Below are 854 nucleotides of genomic sequence, written 5' to 3' on the forward strand. Positions count from 1 at the left end.
CTCATGACGACACTATCTAGACATATTCGGGACGATACGGGGACACTAGGACACGAAAAAGGCCCGCTTTTGAGAGCGAGCCTTTTTCGTAAGTCATTGAATTTGGTGCCGGAAATAGGAATCGAACCTACGACCTACGCATTACGAAGGCCAAATTCAATGACCTTGGAGGCCTTGCTACGCCTCGTTTCCCGGAAAATTCCGGGCCGACGGGGACAAAACGGGGACAATTCCGTTTCTGCGCAAGGCCACTGCATTCCCCTGCGGGCGTCATGCTCGCCAACGAGGCAGACAGGTCATGGCAACGGTTACGCAACGAGAGTCGGGACGGTTTCAAGTGAAGGTGAGGCGGCGGCGCGATGGTGCTGCCGTGTCGCGCACGTTCGTGCGTGAGGCTGACGCGAAGGCTTGGGGAAGAAAGACCGAAAGCGAGGTTGAGCGGAGTGTTTGGCGTGACACGTCGGAAGCGGAGCGCACGACACTCGCGGAATGCCTTGACCGCTATCTGGCGGAATATGTTCCTCGCAAAGCAGATCCCGCGCGCGAACGCTCACACGTCAACGCTGTGCGGAGCCGGTCGATTGCCAAGCTGACGATGGCGCGTATTCGCGGCGCCGACGTGGCGAGCATGCGCGACGCTTGGGCGTCCGTCGGTCATGCGCCAGCCACCATTGATCTTGCCCCCGTTTCACGGACACCCGGATAAGCGATTCACTATCGCCATCTGGAGTGAGCAAGATGACCAAGAAACAGGCAGAGGACAAGGCGAAGCGGCAGCGCTTCAGCGAGGAGTTCAAGCGGCAAGCGTTGCTGCGCGGGGGCTTCGCGGGGCGTAAGGGCCGTGAAGGCGCGCC

At 59.8% G+C, this 854-nt stretch carries 1 protein-coding gene; it reads left to right on the forward strand.

The genetic code is table 11. The features are described from left to right. The first annotated feature begins 298 nt into the window (after window positions 1-298). Window positions 299-706: a hypothetical protein gene (locus ACH65_RS20120; protein ID WP_153242674.1), complete on the forward strand. Its 408-nt coding sequence runs from the start codon at window positions 299-301 to the stop codon at window positions 704-706. Window positions 707-854 lie beyond the last annotated feature (148 nt).

This window comes from Frateuria defendens (assembly GCF_001182895.1).
In the GTDB taxonomy this organism is placed as follows: domain Bacteria; phylum Pseudomonadota; class Gammaproteobacteria; order Xanthomonadales; family Rhodanobacteraceae; genus Frateuria_B; species Frateuria_B defendens.